This is a genomic window from Bradyrhizobium sp. CW1, assembly GCF_023100665.1.
Lineage (GTDB): Bacteria > Pseudomonadota > Alphaproteobacteria > Rhizobiales > Xanthobacteraceae > Bradyrhizobium > Bradyrhizobium canariense_D.
In genome coordinates, this window is record NZ_CP064684.1 from 4,212,276 (window position 1) to 4,227,785 (window position 15,510).

Here is a 15,510-nt window from a genome sequence, read left to right on the forward strand (position 1 = left end):
GGCGCTGAAATCCCCAACACCAATATGTCTAGGACGACGCCTAAAGGTTCGACAAAGTTTTACGCATTCCGCGCCGCCCGACCCGCCCCAATGCCTTGAAATGTCGCGCGGAAAGTCGCGTTGCGCAGGGAATGAGCGCCGAGGGTTAGGAAGGCTTTGGCGGCTGCGGGCATCGGCATCGAACGCGCGCCATGCACGGCTGGAGCTGCGCTCGCCTGGCGCCTCGCCGATTGGCTATTGTTCTGAGGCGCGGGTCTGGCCCACCTCGGACTGGTCGGGGCAGCTGGATTCGAACCAACGACCTGCAGTACCCAAAACTGCCGCGCTACCAGGCTGCGCTATACCCCGAATGTCCGGCGAGCCCCGTCGATACACGCTTCCCAAAGCGCCAGCAAGCCTTCCAAAGGCGCGAGCAAGCTTCCCAAAAGACCGCCAGGACGGGGCAATAAGCCCTCCCGCCTACTTGCTGCCGAACAGCGGGTGGCCCACGCGGTCGCCGGCGCGGATGCCATATTTCTGCGCCGTGCCTGCCACCACCTCCAGAACAGCCCGCGCGGGCCCCCTGGATGAGATGATCTTTGTCGACATCGGCTCGGTATTTTCGGCGATGCGCAGAATTCGGCCGTCGGCGCGAATGAAGATCATGTCGAGCGAGACGTAGGTGTTCTTCATCCACATCGACACCTCCTGCTCGGGATTAAAGTCGAACAGCATGCCTTTGCCGTCCGCCAGTTCCTTACGGTACATCAGGCCAGTCTGCTTCTCTTCCTCCGTCGTCGCGACCTCGACCGAGAACACCTGCACGCCGTTCCTGGTGACGATCTCGAGGGGCTGGAAGCTGGCGGCGCGCACGGGTGCGCTCGCGACGGCACAGCCGGCGATGACAAGGATGGCGGCAAGCCAGCCCTTCGCAAGGGCGAAGACGGCCTTTCGATCGAAATTCATGGATGGCTCTCGAGGCGTGGGACTGGACCAGTCCTTACGTGGCGGTCACCGGAAAAGCCAGAGGCGCGCCGGCCAGCCAGCGCGCCTCTGCTCACGATCGCGGGAATGGAATTAGTGGGACGAAACCGGCGATCCCGTCTCGGGATGGATCTCGGCCGCCATCATGCCCTTGGAGCCGGGCCCGAACCGGACCAGGACATACTGGCCGGGCCGCAACTCGGTCATGCCGAAGCGGCGCAGCGTCTCCATGTGCACGAAGATGTCGGGGGTGCCCTCGCCGCAGGTCAGGAAACCGAAACCGCGCAGCCGGTTGAACCATTTGACCTGAGCCCGCTCCAGCCCGCTGGTCGCCGTCACCGTGACATGGGTGCGCGGCGGCAGCATCTGCGCCGGATGGATCGCAGTCGACTCGTCCATCGAGACCACGCGGAACGCCTGGTAGCCCTTGGCGCGCTGGATGCACTCGACGACGATGCGGGCGCCCTCGTAGGCGGTCTGGAAGCCGTCGCGCCTAAGCACGGTGACGTGCAGGAGCACGTCGGGCCAGCCATTGTCGGGAACGATGAAGCCGTAGCCTTTTGAGGCGTCGAACCATTTGATGACGCCGTGAACCTCGACGAGGTTGGCGCTGCTCTCACCAAGTCCGGTGAACGGACTGAGTGCACTGTCGCGACCGCCACCGCCGTGTTCGCCCACCGCGGGAACTCCGACCTTCTTGGACTCAAATCCGTCCGACGACCCCATAACCCCGGACCCCACACATGCCATGCAACCCGCCTGAATGGCGGCGCCGAATCACGCGTCTTTAGAGAATCTTCTCAACTCGACGCGACGCGAATCTTTCGACTCAAAAGATAACACTCCCGGTTGCGACGCATAGACAAAAAAGAGATTCGGCGGAACCTATGAACAGCTTGCACAGCCGCGAATCAAATTGCTGCCTCAATTACCGACAAAGGGCCCCAGCGTTTCGCCGATGTCGTGGCGGATCACAAGGTCGGCGATGTCGTCCTGCTCGGTTGGCTCGCGATTGACGATCACCAGGCGTGCACCTGATTCCTTCGCCATCATCGGAAAGCCCGCGGCCGGCCATACCACCAGCGAGGAACCGATCGCGATGAAGAGATCGCAGGCTTGCGACAGCGCCGTCGCGCGCTGCATCTCGTCCTCGGGCATTGTCTGGCCGAAGGAGATCGTGGCGGTCTTCACCGGCTCGTCGCACACGGTACAGTTGGGCGCGGCGCCCTCCTCGTCGAAGCGGCGCTTCACCCAATCAAGCGGATAGGCCTGCCCGCATCCAATGCAGCGCGCATACGTGGTGTTGCCGTGAAGTTCGATCACGTGATCGCTTGCGACGCCGGAGGCCTGATGCAGATTGTCGATGTTCTGGGTGATGATCGCGGGAACCTTGCCGGCGCGGTAGAGTGAGGCGAGCGCGCGATGGCCGCGGCCGGGCTTGGCCGCCGCAAAGACCTCCTTCATGGCGAAGCGCCGGCGCCAAGATTCGTCGCGCGCCTCCTGGCTGGCGACGAACTCGTCGAACGGGATCGGGCGGTTGCGCGTCCAAATTCCGCCCGGCGAGCGAAAGTCGGGGATGCCGCATTCGGTCGAGATGCCGGCGCCGGTGAACGGCACGATCCGTTTGGCTTCGGCGATCATGTCGCCAAGACGCTCGACGCCGCTGCGAAGATCCGATGCAATCAACGCCGCCTCCCGTTTTGCTTTTGTTTTACTGATTTGTTTTTGCGCTAGCTGCAACATGCGCAAGCGACAAGATTATTGACGCTGTTCTCCACCGCCACGCAAGACATGGTCGGCAATTTTTTCCGACCCTCGCTTATCACAATCCTGCAATGCCTCCTCCCCATTGACGCCCCAATCAGAAGCGCCAATGCATGTGTTGACGCGACTCAACGTGATTGCGGCGGCAGTGCTTGGGTTCAGTAGGACACATACTCACGTGCAGAGGGGATTTAACATGACCGAGGACGAACAACGCAAAATCCGCGAACGCGAAGAGATCGCCGCCCGTGTCGCCGCCTTCCGTGCCACCCAGGAAAAATTCAAGCGCGAACGTGAAGAGTATTTCGTGTCGACGCTCGACAACGCGCGCAAGGCGGAACGGCCCTCGCTCTGGCCGTAACGACACCGGATCACCGAGCATGAAAAAAGCCCGGAGCATTGCTCCGGGCTTTTCGTTTGTTCAGCCGTTACCAGTGACGGTAATAATGGTGGCGGCGGTAGTATGGTCCATCACCGTAATAAGCGTAGCGACCAGGGCCGTAGGCATAAGCGGGGCCGCCATAGTAGCCATACCGCGGGCCGTAGCCATAGCCGTAAGGATGCGACGCGGCGACGGCGCCCGCGGTGATGGCGCCGGCGGCAAGACCGAACGCGAGGCCCGGACCGATGCCGCGGCCGCGCGCCTCGGCAGGCGAAGGCGCCGCGACCGCGGTCACGCCAACGGCCGCGACGGTAGCCAGAACTGCCAGTGTCTTCCTCATCATGAATCTCCTCCTTCGTATCTCGCGCAGACAACGCCGGCGCGTTGCTATGGTTGCGCGCAAGCCTGTGGAACCGAGTTCGGAATAAATCCGGCCACGCATGGAACGGGCACGCGTTCCGCGAATTGTTTGCTCAAGTGCGGAAGCCTTCGCCGTCCGGTTGAGGCAACAGCACGAAGACCCCGTCAGCATCACCGATGCTGGCGGGGTTTTCAGTTCCACGCACAGCATTGGCAATGCGCCACAATTGCTGCCAGCGGGGAGCCGAGGAGGATAAAGTGCCGATATCCACGTTGCTGGCCCGTATCCGCAGGCTCGTTCCCAGATCCGGAGATCAGCATTACGACGAGATCGTCCGCAGTTTCGGTGTCGGTACGCTGCGCCCGCCGCCGACCCCGATGAGCGACGGCGAACTGGCGCGGGCGATTGCCGAGTTCCTTAAGGAACAGCCGTCGAGCGAGTCCGTAGGCGCCCTCGGCCGGCGGCTCGACCCCACCACCCCACTTTGAGGCGCCGGTCCGCCTTTGTCCGGGAACATGCGCTTCGCGCGCACGTTGGCGTAGCCTTCAAGGAGAAAGGAGGCCGACATGCCCGTTTGGCTCGAAATCCTGCTCAACCTGTCCGGCTATGCCGGCTTCGTGGCGCTCGCCTCACACGGCACCGCGTGCCCAAGCAATTGCGCCGACCATCAGACCTCCACCGACGACCGTTAATTCGTGTGCGGTAGCTGGCCCGCCGTACGCATCAGCCTGTCGGCTTTGACCGCGACACGCGTGTCCTCGAGCTGTGGCCGCAGCGAGACGCTGATCACCACGAAAGCCAGACAAAAGAGCGTGCCGACGATGGCGATGCGCCGGTAGGTGTGGGGGTCGCCCTGACAAAAGGACGGTTCTGAAAAAGGTGTCATGAATTCGTTCTTGGCAAAATTGCTTGTTGGCCAAAGTCGCTTGTTGGCCAAAGTCGGATCGCGTCTTCGCCAGACACCTATCGCAAGTGGCGGCAAGTGCAACGCGATTGCGCTTTTAACCTAACCGAATAGGGTTATCGGCTTCGCGGCAAGCTTCCGTTAGGAGTTCGCCAAGCCTCTTCAGAACAAGCGTCTTCAGAACTCGGCGAGCCGCTTCAGGCTCGCGCGAAAACCGAGGCTGCGATGGCCTGCGACCAGCACGGTGCCGAACACCTCGGCCGTGTCGTCGCTGAACGTCCCGGAGAAGCCGCTCGTTGCCTCCACTCCGCCGAACAGCGGCCGGGCGAAGCCATCCGCAAACGGCGTATGCTGGTTGGTGACAAGCTCGCCCTTCCAGGTCCCGTGCTCCGAAGGGCCGTTGTCCGAATTGCCGTTCCGGATCGTGTAGGCGCCGCGCGACCAGAAATACGGCCCGCCGCCGAGCAGAACGCCGTCACGCAGGATCAGCACGCCGCTGTCGCGGCCCTTCACGCCGTCGAGCATGTGGATGTGGATGGAATAAAGCCCGTTCTTCATGTTGCGTCCGCCGCTGGAGCAACGATAGCGCCGGCGACGGAGAGCGTCGAGACGGTGAAGCGAAGCTTGTGGTGATCCGTCGTCCGGCTTTGTTCCAGCTTCGCCTGCCTTTCGTTCTCGGAGAACGAATCGGAATCGCAGAAACCGGCAGGAAGCAAGTCTTAATATATTGTTCGCATGCAAACGAGCGCCGTCGCCAACGATCGCGCGCTCACATGGCGTCTTCGGACTTCGACCGCGGTGGCACCTGCGGCACCGAGGGCCTGTCGTTGCGCAAGCGCGGGTGCCGGTCGTACCAAAACACTTTTGCGATCTCGGCGAACATCTCGAGCAACAGCACGCATCCATGTCGCGTCTCCCTCGCCTCACTCGTAGCGAGGACAGGCGAACGGGACTGTGCGAAGCATCACGCCGGCTTGGTCAGGAAAGGCGTGTCCCGCATCGACACAGAAGCCACGACTTGTTCTGCATCCGACTCCATTTCGTTCGTAAGGAACGAATCAGAGTCGAAAAACCAGCGCAAAACGATCCCTAACGATCGGTGAAGGCGCGCGCGATTGCCTGTTGTCATCGAGATAGTGCGATGCTCATCACGCCGCTCGCTTCGCCGTATCCTTCGATAGAGCCTTCTCCGAAAAGCATTCGAGGATCTGGATGCGGAGTTCTTCCGCGGCCGGACCATCAAGCTTCCTGAGCTGATTCCAGAGCCTGATCACTTCGCGTTGTTTCTCGACAGTCATGGGCACCTCCAAAGAATGTCGCTGCCAAAAGAGATGCCTCACTAGAACAAAATGGGAACAACAAGTCCAGCCCCTCCCGTGAAATTCGCCGGGCACATCGCCTTGAGCCTTCCGCGCGCCGACGGTTGCTTTTTAGGTTTTCAACCTTAAGTTCGAGCCACGGCGCGGCGGCTAGGCGCTGAAATCCCTTCCCCGCCAGCCAAGAAGGCCCCGTGCGAAAGCGCGGGGTTTTTCTTTTGGGGAACGCGCCACCGCCCTCCCCGTTAGTCATTCCGGAGCGAGGGATCGTGACCAGAAAATACTACGCCGTCGAAGTGGTGCGTCAGATCGAAGAGACCGTGGAGATCATGGTCGAAGCGCCGGATCAGACCGCCGCACATGATGCAGCGCTCGCGCACCTGAAGGCGCGCGGCTCCGAATATCAGTGGCTCAATCCCAAATGCGATCTCATCGTCTGGCGCGAGCGCCAGGTCGATACGCCGGCGATCATCGACGTGTCCGTATCGCCGGACTAGCGGCCGGAACGAGTTTTCCCGGCCCGCGTTGTCAGGTCGAATTCGGTGGTGCTGGCGGCATGTCGCAACGCGGCCGACCAGCTTGAAGAGCCCCGGTCCCCAAGACCGGGGCTTTTCTTTGAGGCGGCCGCACGGAGGCGACTCGATTCGAACGAGGGCCCGAACAGCAAAGCAGCCACCCGGGTGTTATGCCGGGTGGCTGCTTTGAGAACTGTCGACGCTCGCCCCTGTCCGCCTGTTAGACCAGCAAAGTCAGACCGACAAATTGTCGGTCATGCCGGGTGGGACTTCGCCTTGCTTGGTCCGCTCGGCGAGAAGCTCCTTTTCGGCCTCATACCAGAAGGTGTCCATCGTGCCTGCGGGCTCGCCAGCCTCCTTCCAGAGGTGATAGGCCCGATTTCGAATCTCTTCTTCGCTGAGACCAGTCATGTGATTTCTCCCTTTCGGAAGCAAAGCCTGACGACGCCCTAGAGTTCCTTAAGAGAGTTCCTCATTGGTTCAGCACAAGCAAGCAATCATTGCAGCGCTCCGCGAAAAGAAGCCTCCGCAACGAAAACGCGAGCCCTTAGACGGAGTCTTTGGCCACCTTCAGCGGCGAGGCCTTCACCGACTTGCTCGCCGGCTTCGCGGCGAACTGCATCGGCTCCTTGGTGAAGGGATTGACGCCCATGCGGGCTTCGGTCGCCGGCTTGTTCACCACCGACATCTTCACGAAGCCGGGAATGACGAACTCGCCGGACTCGTTGAGCTCCTTGTAGCCGACCGTCGCCATGTACTCGATGACCGACTTCACGTCGTTCTTCGACAGCTGCGTGCCCTCGGCAATTGCATCGATCAACTGAGTCTTCGTCATCTTCGCCATGTCTGAATTTCCTTCTGTGCGCGCGAGCAGGCTTTGCTCAGGACGCGGTCCGACCGCGCAACGCGCTTCTGTTTCATGCCAACTTTCATGAAGTGACGGGGCTTAGAACCCATCGACGCCCAAAACGCAAGCAGGGGTTCTGCGGAGGGCCGGACGCCCCGGCAAAGATGCCGCAGCTTCCGCCGTTTTCGCGTTGAACCATTTTCTCCCCGAGGCGTCTAACTCTTTGAAGTCCCCAAGCTTCACCCCCCATCAGAGAGCCCCGCTTCCCCCAGGCGGGGCTTTCGTCTTTGCCTGGACCCGGCCCCGCACTGCCGATCAGGCTGGCCCCCGAGGTCTGCGCCCGGCCACCCCGGTGACCGTCACAAGGCAGGTTCTCTTTTTCGGCCATCTCCTGCATAATGCGGCATGGCAAAAACAAAAGTGACCTTCAAAACCGTCCGCATTGCAGACAACGACTGGAAAATCCTGGCGGATTACCCGGACAGCGAACAGCGCGAAATCAAGGGCTTCACCAGCAAGGCAGACGCCGACGACTGGATCAATGGCGACCGCAAGATCGCGTGGCTCCGCTCCCAGGGATACGCCAAGTAAACCGCACATGAGTCACGCGCGTATCGCGTGACGCCCGTATGGGTATGAGGCGCGCTCCGTCCCTCCCGCTCCATAGGTTCTTTCCGTGCCGGCGCCTTGCCGAGCAAGCGGCAACGCCCGCGCGTCCTATCGGCTGGACGGGAGCGCCTGGTCGATAAACCTTTGGCTGGGCATGCGCCGTTGAGACTTCGGTAACCTAACGCCTCCAAGCTCCTCTTAGTATCGTTGCGTTGGAGTACCCCACAGTGCTGGATTTTAACGAGCTGCGTGAACTCGCGGCCGATGTTCGCGTGTTCGTCGACATTGCCGAAGACAAGGCCGAAGCGCTTCGCGCCGTCATCACAGCCTATGACGTGGTGCTCGCGATCTTCCCGTCGGGAGAGGGCATGGGTCTCCACGTCATCAAGGGCGGCGAGATCCTGGACAGGATTGCAAACTCACGAACCAATACGAGCTACAGCCACACAGCCATTGCGGTTCCCGACCTGGAGCACGCGGAAGTGCTCAAGCACCTGACGGGCCCGGCCGATCAGCGGCTTGCGGCTTAGAGCGTTTTCAAATTCGCGGGACGAAAACGCGTCACAACAATCTGGAGCAGTTCTGATTCAAGCAGAACCGACAACGCCTCGTTGCAGACGAGAATTTTTGCACTCCAGAACGCCTTGTTTTAGGAACACGGTTTCTGCGCTCCCGTTGGCCCACACAACCAACCAGGAGTTTGAGATGAAGAAGCTCGTCATTGCGACCGCCGCCCTCGGCCTCATGTGCGGCTCTGCCTTGGCCCAGACCCAGACCGGCCCCGCCGCGCAGTCCGACAACATGCAGAAGCCCGGCATGACCAACACGGACAAGGGCACGATGAGCAGCGGCACGACCGGCGTGAGCCATGACGGCATGAGCAAGGGCGAAATGGTGAGGCCCGACGCCTCCGGCCAGGGCGGCTCCGGCCCGGGCAGCGACCAGGGCGGTACCAAGACCCGCAGCAACAAGAAGTAAGCCGGTTTCCTGTACGGCTCGCTTCCCGGCCGCGTCGCTTCCACAAGCGGCGCGGCCATTTCATGAGAAGGGTCTTTGGAACCTGTCGAATGCACTCCTCACAATCGTGCGCGCACCGGAACGGTCAGGTCTTGCCGCGAGTTGCCCCATCTCCAGCAAGGAGATCGTCATGAGCGTTGAAGGCAAAGTGAAGGAAGGCGCCGGATTCATCAAAGAAGAGATGAACGAACACGGCAAGTCCCCCGAGAGCCAGAAGAAGGCCCAGGAAGGTCGCGACTTGCGCAACGAAGGCCGGATCGAAGACGGCAAGCCGCCGAAGACGACGAAGCCGGGCACCGGTCACTAGATCGCGTTCGAAACCCCGTTTGGTGAAAGCCGCCCCTGGTCATGTCAGGGGCGGTTTTTCACGTTCATGACCAGCCGATACGTGCCCATGCGATCTTCCGAAGCTGTGATCCTCCGAAGGTGCAGTCCTACAAAAATAGCCGGAGGCTCGAAGCATGCAGGGCGATGGCTGGTAGAACGCTCCGGCTGTTGTATGGTCGAACGTTTCTTGTGAGGGGCTGATGAAGATTGCCATTGTTGTCGCCGGCTTGATCGTTGTTGTTGCCGCCGTTCTCGTGGCGGTACAGCCCGGCTTTCTAAAGCCTGCGTCTATGGCACTTGTGAAGAAGTCCGACATCCTCGGCTTTTCGCCAGGGATGACATTCGACGAAACCAACAAGCTCGTCACGCAACGTCGCTACCGCTGCCGTCAGATTCGCGATTCCTACGTCCTGGAGTGCGCAGTCGACGGCGCCAAGGTCACGATCTTTGCCGACGACGTTGACCCTGGGAATCCTGATCCCAAACATCGCATCTGGCGCGTCATTGCGGAGTTGAACAATCCGGGTCCCCAAGACGCTGCCGTCAAATCGATCTCCGACCAGTTCAACGCCCAGCCAACCAGGGACTCCCGGGACGGATGGATATGGACTGTCGGCCGTGGGCTCAAGCTGAGCTACGACGGCGCCGCCTTGAAGCTGGTGGACGAGGCTGAGGAAATCAGGCGTGGCAAGCAGGAAGCAAAGCGCTAGGGAGCGCGACGCCGGGTGCCCTTCAGTGACGAAACCGGTTGACGGCCAACAGCGGCAGCCATGATCCCAGCACCATGCAGATCGCAATGGCTGCGACTAGGACGTATTTCAGGGGATGTTGCGAGGACGCGAGCGAACCTTCGAGGTGAAGGTATGGCAGCATCGCCTCCACGGCCATCCCGATCAGGGCAACCGCAACCAGCCCGCCAACCGCCGAAGCGAACAGGTTGACGATCCATCCGATCGCGCCGCGCTCGTTCGACCAAGCCTCGTAGATCGCGACAGCCAGCATCACGAGCACAAAGACCAGCATGAAGCTCATCGAGCCGCCGACGCTCGCCTTCGACCCGAAGATTTCCACCAGCAGCATGGCCGCCACCGCGAGCAGTGTGATCGCCTTCACGACTTTCCTCTTTGGTGTCTCAGCACATAGGCCGCGAAGCCAATTCCGATGCCGAGCAGGCTTTGCAGCATGGCGGTTGGTCGCGCCGGGCTTCGCCGGGGTTCAACAAATTGCACTCGGAGAACTGCAGGACCGCCGCGCAGTGACGACCGAAGGCCGGGGACCGATCTATGCAGCTTGCCTATTGGAAAGCCGCTCGAACGCCGTGATGGCCCGGTTGGCCAGCATGAGGCGTCTGTGCTCGCCCTTGCGGACCATCTCTTCGACGGCGGCCGAGAGAAAGCGGCTGGTGAACGGCGCGTCGCTGACTTGTCCGGTGCGCTCCAGATAATCCCAGGCGATCTGCACGGAATGTTCGATGAGATGGGACAGGTTCTCGCTCATGCAGAACCTACGCTTGGCGGGAGCGCTTGTTCCGCGCTGGCCAGTAGGTCGGTTCTTCATGGCAGATCTCGAGACGTTCAATTTCCGCACGTTTTCGACTGACGAACAAATGAGGAACGACAAGCGCGCGCCGACGTTAGGTGGAAAAGGAGAGATCGCGATGGCTGACAAGACAGCTGACAACACCGGGGACAACACACAAAAGGATCCGAAGGATTGGGTTTCCGGCGACGACCCGATGACCGGCGCCCAGGAATCCTACCTCAAGACCCTCGCCGAGCAGGCGCACAAGCCCCTCCCCAAGAAGGATCTGACCAAGGCAGAGGCGTCAGAGCTGATCGACACGATGCGGCAAAAGGCCGGGCTCGAGAAGTAGACAGCGGGCATGTACGCCCCGCCCCTGCGAGACGGAAGAACATGACTCACCGATGATCAGAAGTGTCGCGGGAAGGTTGCAGGCGTTCGGCCAACGCTGCATTCACAAACGTTGAGCGCGCTGCATTTCGTCGGGCACAGACAGCGTCGATTGAGCGCACGATCCCGCAATGTCGATTCCACAACTTCAATGCCGGGATCGCGGCCTGTCGCTTTGCGAGCCGGGCACTCATCCTGCTTTGCCTTGCTTCACGTCATGTACGATGTCACCGATGGTGCTTCCCACGACAATCGCGGCAACAACAGGCCAACCGGCGGCTACCATAAGGATGGCCCCGTAGCGCATGTCTTCGCCGGGCCGTTTGTAACTGTCTCGGCCCGAGAACAGGAGCACCGCGATCAGGCAGCCAACTGCGTATCGTCTAAACCATTTCACGACGAGAGACCTTCGTTTACGGGCATTCGTCGCCTCGAACTCCGTCGTGGTTCATGATGTCGGCCGTCCGGCCGCTCGCCGGCAGGCGAAATTTCAGACGATCATGCAAGGCGCGTCAGGCGCCTTGCATGACCTGCTGCCGCTCATTTTCTTGAGCGCGCTGAGCATCGGCTCCGCGCCGAGCTCAGTTCTGTCACTTCGGCAGATCGCGGATTGCCAGCTTGATGACTGTAAGGACAACGAAAGCGGGCGCCCCGTAAACGATGGCGTTCACGGCCCAAGTGATGGCGACGCCCAAGAAAACGGAACTGCCGACAGCTCCCCAGAAAAGGTAAGCTGCGGATATACCCGGCATCTCCCATGCCATCACAGGGGTGGAGTAGTCGGTTAGCTGCTCCATGACGAGCAGCACCGTCGAGACGAGGGCCCCGATTGCCAGTGCGACGGTGAGAACGGATTTCATTGTCTTCAAAGGCCCAACAGCGCCATCACGATCGGAATCATAAAAAAGGCTGCCAGGCCGAGGAGGCCTCCTACGGCAATCTTCACCCAACGCCGTTGAATTTTCGGCTCGAGCCATGTCGCCAGTTTGACCCAGAGCGCATACGCCCATCCGGCAACAATCGAGCGGATAAGTGCAAACAGAAGCTCGCCTAGAATATTGGCCATAGCGGTTAGTCGCGTCAGTTCCGCGGGGAGTTCATCTGCCAACGGCTAAACAACCCCGTGTCCCCCGTGAGTGAGGTGGCCCAGTTCTGCGATTTGCGTCACGTTCTGAGGACCCGGTTAGCGCTGTGGGGCTTCGTGAAGGGCTCGTTTTCTAGCGCTTGAGCAATGCCATCGCCATTCACGGCGCGCTCGGCGCGGCATCGTGACTGCTGACATCAGGGTGGCAGCAGCGGTGTGCGACGAGCCCCGCGATGCCGCTCAAATCTGCGGTCAACCAAAGGACATGCCATGAAGTTCGCCTCCACTCGCCTGATCGCTACTGACATCAAAATCATGGTTTCGTTCTACGAAATGGTGACCGGATGTTCCGCCGAATGGCTCGCGCCGGTGTTCGCCAAGATCGTGACGCCGGGCGCCAACCTCGCAATCGGCGCAGCCGAGACGGTCACGCTCTGGAAAGAAAACAGTGCCGAGCCCGGCGCGAACCGCACCGCCGTGATCGAGTTTCAGGTTGAAGACATCGATGCGGATTATCAGCGCCTGAAAGACAAGGTTACGCTGGTGCACGAGTTGAAAACGATGCCATGGGGCAACAGGACGTTCCAGTTTCGCGACCCCGAAGGCACGGCGGTATCGCTCTTCATGCCGCCGATCGAGCAGGCCGGACACCGCCTCGCGGCGCAATAGGTCGCGGCAGCAGACCGCCCCGCACACACAGCCAATGGCGCGTGTGCGGCACTGGATTTTCGGTGAGAGTGCATTGAAATTTCGCCGGCTGATTTACTTCATCAGCCGGCTTCACCCTCATGCACATGTGCACCCGCCCCCTGCCCCTCCCCGGATTTTCCTGCTATCTCCTACTCCCTTCGGCTCGGCCGAACCAAAAACCCTCCATCCACCCAGGGAGCAACAACCATGCGATACCTCCACACCATGCTGCGCGTGCGCAATCTCGATGTCGCGCTGAAGTTTTACCAGGATGCGCTGGGGCTGAAGGAGGTTCGGCGGATCGAGAACGACAAGGGGCGTTTCACGCTGGTGTTCCTGTGCTCGTCGGACGATCTCGAGGCGCTGAAGAAGCAGCCGCAGACGCGCGGCGCGCCGCTGGTCGAGCTCACCTGGAATTGGGACGAGGAAAAATACGGCGAGGATCGCTTCTTCGGCCATCTCGCCTATGAAGTCGACGACATCTACGCGACCTGCGAGAAGCTGATGAAGGCCGACGTCACCATCAACCGTCCGCCGCGCGACGGCAACATGGCCTTCGTCCGCTCGCCGGATTTGCACTCGATCGAGCTGTTGCAGAAGGGCGATCCGAAGCCGCCGCAGGAGCCGTGGTCGTCGATGCCCAACATCGGCCATTGGTAGGCCTTTTTGCCGGAACCAGCCCCTCTCCTAAGCGTTCTCTCTTCGACAAAGCAATTGGAGGAGGACGCGATGGGACGCGGAATTTTGTTGTGGATGCTGGGCGTGCCGATCCCGGTGATCATCTTGCTGTGGCTGTTCTTCGGCCGCTGATCGCCTGACCAGGCTTTGCCTTGCAATGAAAGCTCCGCCTCGGGCGGAGCTTTTTGCATGCGAGGATCGGCGCAATCGCGCGTCGCCCGCCGCAGTGGATTCCGCTATCACCTGCGCCGAAAGAAACGCCTGGGGAGGATGACGTGCCGGACCAAAAGCTGACGATCTGGGGCCGCGCCAATTCGGTCAACGTGCAGAAGGTGCTGTGGTGCCTCGCCGAGCTCGGCCTGGCTTACGAGCGCATCGACGCCGGCATGGCGTTCGGCAAGACCCGCGAGGCCGACTATCTCGCGATGAACCCCAATGCGCGGATCCCGACGCTGGTTGAGGGCGACTTCACGCTGTGGGAATCCAATTCGATCATGCGCTATTTCTGCCTCGCGCATGGGCGCGGCACGCCGATCTATCCCGAGGCGCCGAGGCTGCGCGCCAGCGTCGACCGCTGGCTCGACTGGACGCTGTCGATGGTGCAGCCGGTCGACCGCCCGGTGTTCTGGGGCATCGTGCGCACGCCGCCCGCCGAGCGCGAGATGATCCAGGTGCAAAAGGATGCCGATGCCGCCGCCGAGGTCTGGGCCATCGCGGACCGCCTGCTCTCCACGCGTCCGTTCATGGACGGCGATGCGTTCACGCTCGCCGACATCGCGGTTGGCGCCTATGCGCGGCGCTGGCTCGGCGTCGAGGGCATCACCCGGCCCGCGCAGCCGCATCTGACGCGCTGGCTCGCCGAACTCGGCAAACGGCCCGGTTTTGCGCAATTTGTGGCACCGCCGATGTCGTGAGCGGTGGCGCGGCTTAAAGTCCGTTACGAGCACGATGAATCGGCATTTTGCCGCGCGGCGCCGGGAGATGGCGGCTACTGTGCATGGGGTTGTTTTCGCTTTTTTTGTTTAGGGCCAGCCGCGCTCGAACAGCAGCACGCAGAAAATCAGCACGAGCGTGACCGCCGCGGTGCCCAGCCGCGCAGTCCAGCTCAGGCCGCGGCCGACCCACCACAGCAGCGCGCAATACATCACGAACGGGACGATGATCTCGGGCCGCATGATGTCCGGCGGCATGGGGGCTCAGCGCCTGACCGTGGTCTCGACGCTGATCGAGCCGCCGATCTTGACGCAGGTGCCGGTGCTCTCGACCAGATGGAAGCCGCGGCCATAGGCGGCGCAGGAGCCCGCTTTCGCGCTCCCGCCGGCACCGTTCAGCGGCAAGGCCTTGCCGGCCTGTGGGCGCTCCGGAGGCGGCAGACGCAAGGCTTCCGCCGCGGCCGCGGCCGTCGTCAGCAACGAGATCAGGATGAGGAGCGGCGCACGCATGCAGGCCGTTCTAGCCCGGACCGGCGTCGCGCGCCATCGGGGTCGCTTTGCCCGGGGATCAGATGAACTTGATGCCGGCCGATTTGCCGCGGCGCCACACCACCTGGCAGCTCCGCCCGGTCCGCGCATCGCGCGCGAACGCCATCCGGATCACGCCCGGGAGCTGGCTCGCATCCTCGTCCAGCGTGATCTTGGCGCCCGTGGCGGAGATGTCCTGGACCAGGCATTGCCGCGCTGCGAATCCGCCGTCGAGCGTGATCCAGGCATGCTGCGACAGCGACTTGCGGGCTGCGCGCTTCTTGGGCGGTGGCATCGGCTTAAATTCTCCCAGTCCAGCGCTAGCTCAGGGAACCTAAGAAACCGTTGAATTCGGCCGACCGATCCTTGGGTGGGATGCTATCCACCGGTGCCAAAAGACCGTTCCCGAACGGCTTGCCCAGGGCGCCAAAGGCCATTATAGGTTCGCCCGCTGCAGCCGCCGGGCATGACTCGGGCGGCCAGCGGCCGTGCCGCGAAAAGCGGCGGGGCCCTGGGTTTGCTCCCTTCGTCTATCGGTTAGGACGCCACCCTTTCACGGTGGAGAGAGCGGTTCGATTCCGCTAGGGAGCGCCATCATCCGCCGTTGGATGACAGGGCGAAATCTGCCGCCCCGCATGAACCTCCCCGCCCCTCGCCTCCGACCAAGGTCCAGATGGAACTG

The 15,510-nt window shown here is 61.7% G+C and carries 30 protein-coding genes and 2 tRNA genes; 14 read left to right on the top strand and 18 right to left on the bottom strand.

Going from position 1 to position 15,510, the window contains the following annotated elements; genetic code table 11:
* Positions 1 to 271: 271 nt before the first annotated feature.
* From IVB54_RS20660 to IVB54_RS20675, 4 genes are all read right to left on the bottom strand, one after another.
* A tRNA-Pro gene (locus IVB54_RS20660) sits at positions 272 to 348 on the bottom strand.
* A 111-nt stretch (positions 349 to 459) separates the two neighbouring features.
* Positions 460 to 945 (bottom strand): DUF192 domain-containing protein, encoded by a 486-nt coding sequence (locus tag IVB54_RS20665; protein ID WP_018457758.1) that lies wholly within the window; start codon positions 943 to 945, stop codon positions 460 to 462.
* 111 nt (positions 946 to 1,056) lie between these two features.
* Complete coding sequence (locus IVB54_RS20670; RefSeq protein WP_018457757.1) at positions 1,057 to 1,689, bottom strand: cold-shock protein; 633 nt, start codon at positions 1,687 to 1,689, stop codon at positions 1,057 to 1,059.
* 198 nt (positions 1,690 to 1,887) lie between these two features.
* On the bottom strand, positions 1,888 to 2,649 hold the full coding sequence (locus tag IVB54_RS20675) for an NAD-dependent protein deacetylase (protein WP_018457756.1): 762 nt from the start codon (positions 2,647 to 2,649) through the stop codon (positions 1,888 to 1,890).
* Positions 2,650 to 2,923: 274 nt separating this feature from the next.
* On the opposite strand from IVB54_RS20675, the gene IVB54_RS20680 reads away from it, so the two are divergent.
* Positions 2,924 to 3,088 carry a hypothetical protein gene (locus IVB54_RS20680; RefSeq protein WP_018457755.1) on the top strand — a complete coding sequence of 55 codons (165 nt, stop codon included), beginning with the start codon at positions 2,924 to 2,926 and terminating at the stop codon, positions 3,086 to 3,088.
* Between the two features lie 67 nt (positions 3,089 to 3,155).
* Here IVB54_RS20680 and IVB54_RS20685 read toward each other — a convergent pair whose 3' ends face one another.
* Positions 3,156 to 3,449: a hypothetical protein gene (locus IVB54_RS20685; RefSeq protein ID WP_247777516.1), complete on the bottom strand. Its 294-nt coding sequence runs from the start codon at positions 3,447 to 3,449 to the stop codon at positions 3,156 to 3,158.
* A 278-nt stretch (positions 3,450 to 3,727) separates the two neighbouring features.
* Here IVB54_RS20685 and IVB54_RS20690 point away from each other — a divergent pair, with 278 nt between their 5' ends.
* Together IVB54_RS20690 and IVB54_RS41470 are read left to right on the top strand one after the other, a co-directional pair.
* A complete protein-coding gene (locus IVB54_RS20690; protein ID WP_026233438.1) occupies positions 3,728 to 3,958 on the top strand; it encodes a hypothetical protein in 231 nt (76 codons plus the stop codon).
* A 78-nt stretch (positions 3,959 to 4,036) separates the two neighbouring features.
* The gene (locus IVB54_RS41470; RefSeq protein WP_256464728.1) at positions 4,037 to 4,162 is read left to right on the top strand and encodes a hypothetical protein; all 126 of its coding nucleotides are present in this window, start codon (positions 4,037 to 4,039) and stop codon (positions 4,160 to 4,162) included.
* On the opposite strand, the gene IVB54_RS20695 is transcribed toward IVB54_RS41470, so the two are convergent.
* From IVB54_RS20695 to IVB54_RS20705, 4 genes are all read right to left on the bottom strand, one after another.
* Positions 4,159 to 4,356 (bottom strand): hypothetical protein, encoded by a 198-nt coding sequence (locus IVB54_RS20695; protein ID WP_026232719.1) that lies wholly within the window; start codon positions 4,354 to 4,356, stop codon positions 4,159 to 4,161. The two genes, IVB54_RS41470 and IVB54_RS20695, sit on opposite strands and share 4 nt — an antisense overlap.
* A gap of 195 nt (positions 4,357 to 4,551) precedes the next feature.
* Complete coding sequence (locus tag IVB54_RS20700; RefSeq protein ID WP_018454367.1) at positions 4,552 to 4,932, bottom strand: hypothetical protein; 381 nt, start codon at positions 4,930 to 4,932, stop codon at positions 4,552 to 4,554.
* A gap of 211 nt (positions 4,933 to 5,143) precedes the next feature.
* Complete coding sequence (locus IVB54_RS41475) at positions 5,144 to 5,266, bottom strand: hypothetical protein (protein WP_256374376.1); 123 nt, start codon at positions 5,264 to 5,266, stop codon at positions 5,144 to 5,146.
* A 256-nt stretch (positions 5,267 to 5,522) separates the two neighbouring features.
* Positions 5,523 to 5,672 (bottom strand): hypothetical protein, encoded by a 150-nt coding sequence (locus tag IVB54_RS20705; RefSeq protein WP_018454370.1) that lies wholly within the window; start codon positions 5,670 to 5,672, stop codon positions 5,523 to 5,525.
* A 287-nt stretch (positions 5,673 to 5,959) separates the two neighbouring features.
* Here IVB54_RS20705 and IVB54_RS20710 point away from each other — a divergent pair, with 287 nt between their 5' ends.
* Positions 5,960 to 6,187 (top strand): hypothetical protein, encoded by a 228-nt coding sequence (locus IVB54_RS20710; protein WP_018454371.1) that lies wholly within the window; start codon positions 5,960 to 5,962, stop codon positions 6,185 to 6,187.
* Between the two features lie 252 nt (positions 6,188 to 6,439).
* Here IVB54_RS20710 and IVB54_RS20715 read toward each other — a convergent pair whose 3' ends face one another.
* Positions 6,440 to 6,616, bottom strand: coding sequence for a DUF2934 domain-containing protein (locus IVB54_RS20715; RefSeq protein ID WP_018454372.1), 177 nt, complete (start codon positions 6,614 to 6,616; stop codon positions 6,440 to 6,442).
* 136 nt (positions 6,617 to 6,752) lie between these two features.
* Positions 6,753 to 7,049: an HU family DNA-binding protein gene (locus IVB54_RS20720; protein ID WP_007591377.1), complete on the bottom strand. Its 297-nt coding sequence runs from the start codon at positions 7,047 to 7,049 to the stop codon at positions 6,753 to 6,755.
* A gap of 408 nt (positions 7,050 to 7,457) precedes the next feature.
* Between IVB54_RS20720 and IVB54_RS20725 the strand changes: the two genes are divergently transcribed.
* The 5 genes from IVB54_RS20725 to IVB54_RS20745 all read left to right on the top strand — a co-directional run bounded on the left by IVB54_RS20725 (position 7,458) and on the right by IVB54_RS20745 (position 9,715).
* Complete coding sequence (locus IVB54_RS20725; protein WP_007591378.1) at positions 7,458 to 7,643, top strand: hypothetical protein; 186 nt, start codon at positions 7,458 to 7,460, stop codon at positions 7,641 to 7,643.
* Positions 7,644 to 7,888: 245 nt separating this feature from the next.
* Entirely contained in the window at positions 7,889 to 8,191 is a 303-nt protein-coding gene (locus IVB54_RS20730) for a hypothetical protein (protein WP_018454373.1), read from the top strand.
* 175 nt (positions 8,192 to 8,366) lie between these two features.
* Positions 8,367 to 8,639 carry a hypothetical protein gene (locus tag IVB54_RS20735; RefSeq protein ID WP_247338023.1) on the top strand — a complete coding sequence of 91 codons (273 nt, stop codon included), beginning with the start codon at positions 8,367 to 8,369 and terminating at the stop codon, positions 8,637 to 8,639.
* Positions 8,640 to 8,808: 169 nt separating this feature from the next.
* Complete coding sequence (locus tag IVB54_RS20740; RefSeq protein ID WP_007610124.1) at positions 8,809 to 8,985, top strand: hypothetical protein; 177 nt, start codon at positions 8,809 to 8,811, stop codon at positions 8,983 to 8,985.
* 220 nt (positions 8,986 to 9,205) lie between these two features.
* Complete coding sequence (locus IVB54_RS20745; RefSeq protein WP_018454375.1) at positions 9,206 to 9,715, top strand: hypothetical protein; 510 nt, start codon at positions 9,206 to 9,208, stop codon at positions 9,713 to 9,715.
* A gap of 22 nt (positions 9,716 to 9,737) precedes the next feature.
* Here IVB54_RS20745 and IVB54_RS20750 read toward each other — a convergent pair whose 3' ends face one another.
* Together IVB54_RS20750 and IVB54_RS20755 are read right to left on the bottom strand one after the other, a co-directional pair.
* The gene (locus IVB54_RS20750; protein WP_018454376.1) at positions 9,738 to 10,118 is read right to left on the bottom strand and encodes a hypothetical protein; all 381 of its coding nucleotides are present in this window, start codon (positions 10,116 to 10,118) and stop codon (positions 9,738 to 9,740) included.
* Between the two features lie 168 nt (positions 10,119 to 10,286).
* The gene (locus IVB54_RS20755) at positions 10,287 to 10,502 is read right to left on the bottom strand and encodes a hypothetical protein (protein ID WP_018454377.1); all 216 of its coding nucleotides are present in this window, start codon (positions 10,500 to 10,502) and stop codon (positions 10,287 to 10,289) included.
* Positions 10,503 to 10,662: 160 nt separating this feature from the next.
* On the opposite strand from IVB54_RS20755, the gene IVB54_RS20760 reads away from it, so the two are divergent.
* Positions 10,663 to 10,878 carry a DUF3072 domain-containing protein gene (locus IVB54_RS20760; RefSeq protein WP_026232720.1) on the top strand — a complete coding sequence of 72 codons (216 nt, stop codon included), beginning with the start codon at positions 10,663 to 10,665 and terminating at the stop codon, positions 10,876 to 10,878.
* 628 nt (positions 10,879 to 11,506) lie between these two features.
* On the opposite strand, the gene IVB54_RS20765 is transcribed toward IVB54_RS20760, so the two are convergent.
* Complete coding sequence (locus IVB54_RS20765) at positions 11,507 to 11,776, bottom strand: hypothetical protein (RefSeq protein WP_018454380.1); 270 nt, start codon at positions 11,774 to 11,776, stop codon at positions 11,507 to 11,509.
* A 5-nt stretch (positions 11,777 to 11,781) separates the two neighbouring features.
* Positions 11,782 to 12,024: a hypothetical protein gene (locus IVB54_RS20770; protein ID WP_245288382.1), complete on the bottom strand. Its 243-nt coding sequence runs from the start codon at positions 12,022 to 12,024 to the stop codon at positions 11,782 to 11,784.
* Positions 12,025 to 12,270: 246 nt separating this feature from the next.
* Here IVB54_RS20770 and IVB54_RS20775 point away from each other — a divergent pair, with 246 nt between their 5' ends.
* From IVB54_RS20775 to IVB54_RS20785, 3 genes are all read left to right on the top strand, one after another.
* The gene (locus tag IVB54_RS20775; RefSeq protein WP_018454382.1) at positions 12,271 to 12,669 is read left to right on the top strand and encodes a VOC family protein; all 399 of its coding nucleotides are present in this window, start codon (positions 12,271 to 12,273) and stop codon (positions 12,667 to 12,669) included.
* A gap of 228 nt (positions 12,670 to 12,897) precedes the next feature.
* Positions 12,898 to 13,350 carry a VOC family protein gene (locus tag IVB54_RS20780; protein ID WP_247338024.1) on the top strand — a complete coding sequence of 151 codons (453 nt, stop codon included), beginning with the start codon at positions 12,898 to 12,900 and terminating at the stop codon, positions 13,348 to 13,350.
* Between the two features lie 293 nt (positions 13,351 to 13,643).
* Positions 13,644 to 14,282 carry a glutathione S-transferase gene (locus IVB54_RS20785; protein ID WP_247338025.1) on the top strand — a complete coding sequence of 213 codons (639 nt, stop codon included), beginning with the start codon at positions 13,644 to 13,646 and terminating at the stop codon, positions 14,280 to 14,282.
* A 108-nt stretch (positions 14,283 to 14,390) separates the two neighbouring features.
* On the opposite strand, the gene IVB54_RS20790 is transcribed toward IVB54_RS20785, so the two are convergent.
* Genes IVB54_RS20790 through IVB54_RS20800 form a run of 3 tightly spaced genes read right to left on the bottom strand, consistent with a single transcriptional unit; the run spans position 14,391 to position 15,123 of the window.
* The gene (locus IVB54_RS20790; RefSeq protein WP_018454385.1) at positions 14,391 to 14,558 is read right to left on the bottom strand and encodes a hypothetical protein; all 168 of its coding nucleotides are present in this window, start codon (positions 14,556 to 14,558) and stop codon (positions 14,391 to 14,393) included.
* Between the two features lie 6 nt (positions 14,559 to 14,564).
* Entirely contained in the window at positions 14,565 to 14,810 is a 246-nt protein-coding gene (locus tag IVB54_RS20795; protein WP_018454386.1) for a hypothetical protein, read from the bottom strand.
* A 58-nt stretch (positions 14,811 to 14,868) separates the two neighbouring features.
* The gene (locus IVB54_RS20800) at positions 14,869 to 15,123 is read right to left on the bottom strand and encodes a PilZ domain-containing protein (protein WP_007591415.1); all 255 of its coding nucleotides are present in this window, start codon (positions 15,121 to 15,123) and stop codon (positions 14,869 to 14,871) included.
* A gap of 224 nt (positions 15,124 to 15,347) precedes the next feature.
* Here IVB54_RS20800 and IVB54_RS20805 point away from each other — a divergent pair.
* Positions 15,348 to 15,422, top strand: a tRNA-Glu gene (locus IVB54_RS20805).
* The last annotated feature ends 88 nt before the right edge of the window (positions 15,423 to 15,510 follow it).

Coding starts and splice junctions, on each gene's coding strand:
- IVB54_RS20665 (WP_018457758.1), bottom strand. CDS start 945: ATGAATTTCGATCGAAAGGCCGTCTTCGCCCTTGCGAAGGGCTGGCTT.
- IVB54_RS20670 (WP_018457757.1), bottom strand. CDS start 1,689: ATGGGGTCGTCGGACGGATTTGAGTCCAAGAAGGTCGGAGTTCCCGCG.
- IVB54_RS20680 (WP_018457755.1), top strand. CDS start 2,924: ATGACCGAGGACGAACAACGCAAAATCCGCGAACGCGAAGAGATCGCC.
- IVB54_RS20685 (WP_247777516.1), bottom strand. CDS start 3,449: ATGAGGAAGACACTGGCAGTTCTGGCTACCGTCGCGGCCGTTGGCGTG.
- IVB54_RS41470 (WP_256464728.1), top strand. CDS start 4,037: ATGCCCGTTTGGCTCGAAATCCTGCTCAACCTGTCCGGCTATGCCGGC.
- IVB54_RS20695 (WP_026232719.1), bottom strand. CDS start 4,356: ATGACACCTTTTTCAGAACCGTCCTTTTGTCAGGGCGACCCCCACACC.
- IVB54_RS20700 (WP_018454367.1), bottom strand. CDS start 4,932: ATGAAGAACGGGCTTTATTCCATCCACATCCACATGCTCGACGGCGTG.
- IVB54_RS20705 (WP_018454370.1), bottom strand. CDS start 5,672: ATGACTGTCGAGAAACAACGCGAAGTGATCAGGCTCTGGAATCAGCTC.
- IVB54_RS20715 (WP_018454372.1), bottom strand. CDS start 6,616: ATGACTGGTCTCAGCGAAGAAGAGATTCGAAATCGGGCCTATCACCTC.
- IVB54_RS20720 (WP_007591377.1), bottom strand. CDS start 7,049: ATGGCGAAGATGACGAAGACTCAGTTGATCGATGCAATTGCCGAGGGC.
- IVB54_RS20725 (WP_007591378.1), top strand. CDS start 7,458: ATGGCAAAAACAAAAGTGACCTTCAAAACCGTCCGCATTGCAGACAAC.
- IVB54_RS20735 (WP_247338023.1), top strand. CDS start 8,367: ATGAAGAAGCTCGTCATTGCGACCGCCGCCCTCGGCCTCATGTGCGGC.
- IVB54_RS20740 (WP_007610124.1), top strand. CDS start 8,809: ATGAGCGTTGAAGGCAAAGTGAAGGAAGGCGCCGGATTCATCAAAGAA.
- IVB54_RS20745 (WP_018454375.1), top strand. CDS start 9,206: ATGAAGATTGCCATTGTTGTCGCCGGCTTGATCGTTGTTGTTGCCGCC.
- IVB54_RS20755 (WP_018454377.1), bottom strand. CDS start 10,502: ATGAGCGAGAACCTGTCCCATCTCATCGAACATTCCGTGCAGATCGCC.
- IVB54_RS20760 (WP_026232720.1), top strand. CDS start 10,663: ATGGCTGACAAGACAGCTGACAACACCGGGGACAACACACAAAAGGAT.
- IVB54_RS20765 (WP_018454380.1), bottom strand. CDS start 11,776: ATGAAATCCGTTCTCACCGTCGCACTGGCAATCGGGGCCCTCGTCTCG.
- IVB54_RS20775 (WP_018454382.1), top strand. CDS start 12,271: ATGAAGTTCGCCTCCACTCGCCTGATCGCTACTGACATCAAAATCATG.
- IVB54_RS20780 (WP_247338024.1), top strand. CDS start 12,898: ATGCGATACCTCCACACCATGCTGCGCGTGCGCAATCTCGATGTCGCG.
- IVB54_RS20790 (WP_018454385.1), bottom strand. CDS start 14,558: ATGCCGCCGGACATCATGCGGCCCGAGATCATCGTCCCGTTCGTGATG.
- IVB54_RS20795 (WP_018454386.1), bottom strand. CDS start 14,810: ATGCGTGCGCCGCTCCTCATCCTGATCTCGTTGCTGACGACGGCCGCG.
- IVB54_RS20800 (WP_007591415.1), bottom strand. CDS start 15,123: ATGCCACCGCCCAAGAAGCGCGCAGCCCGCAAGTCGCTGTCGCAGCAT.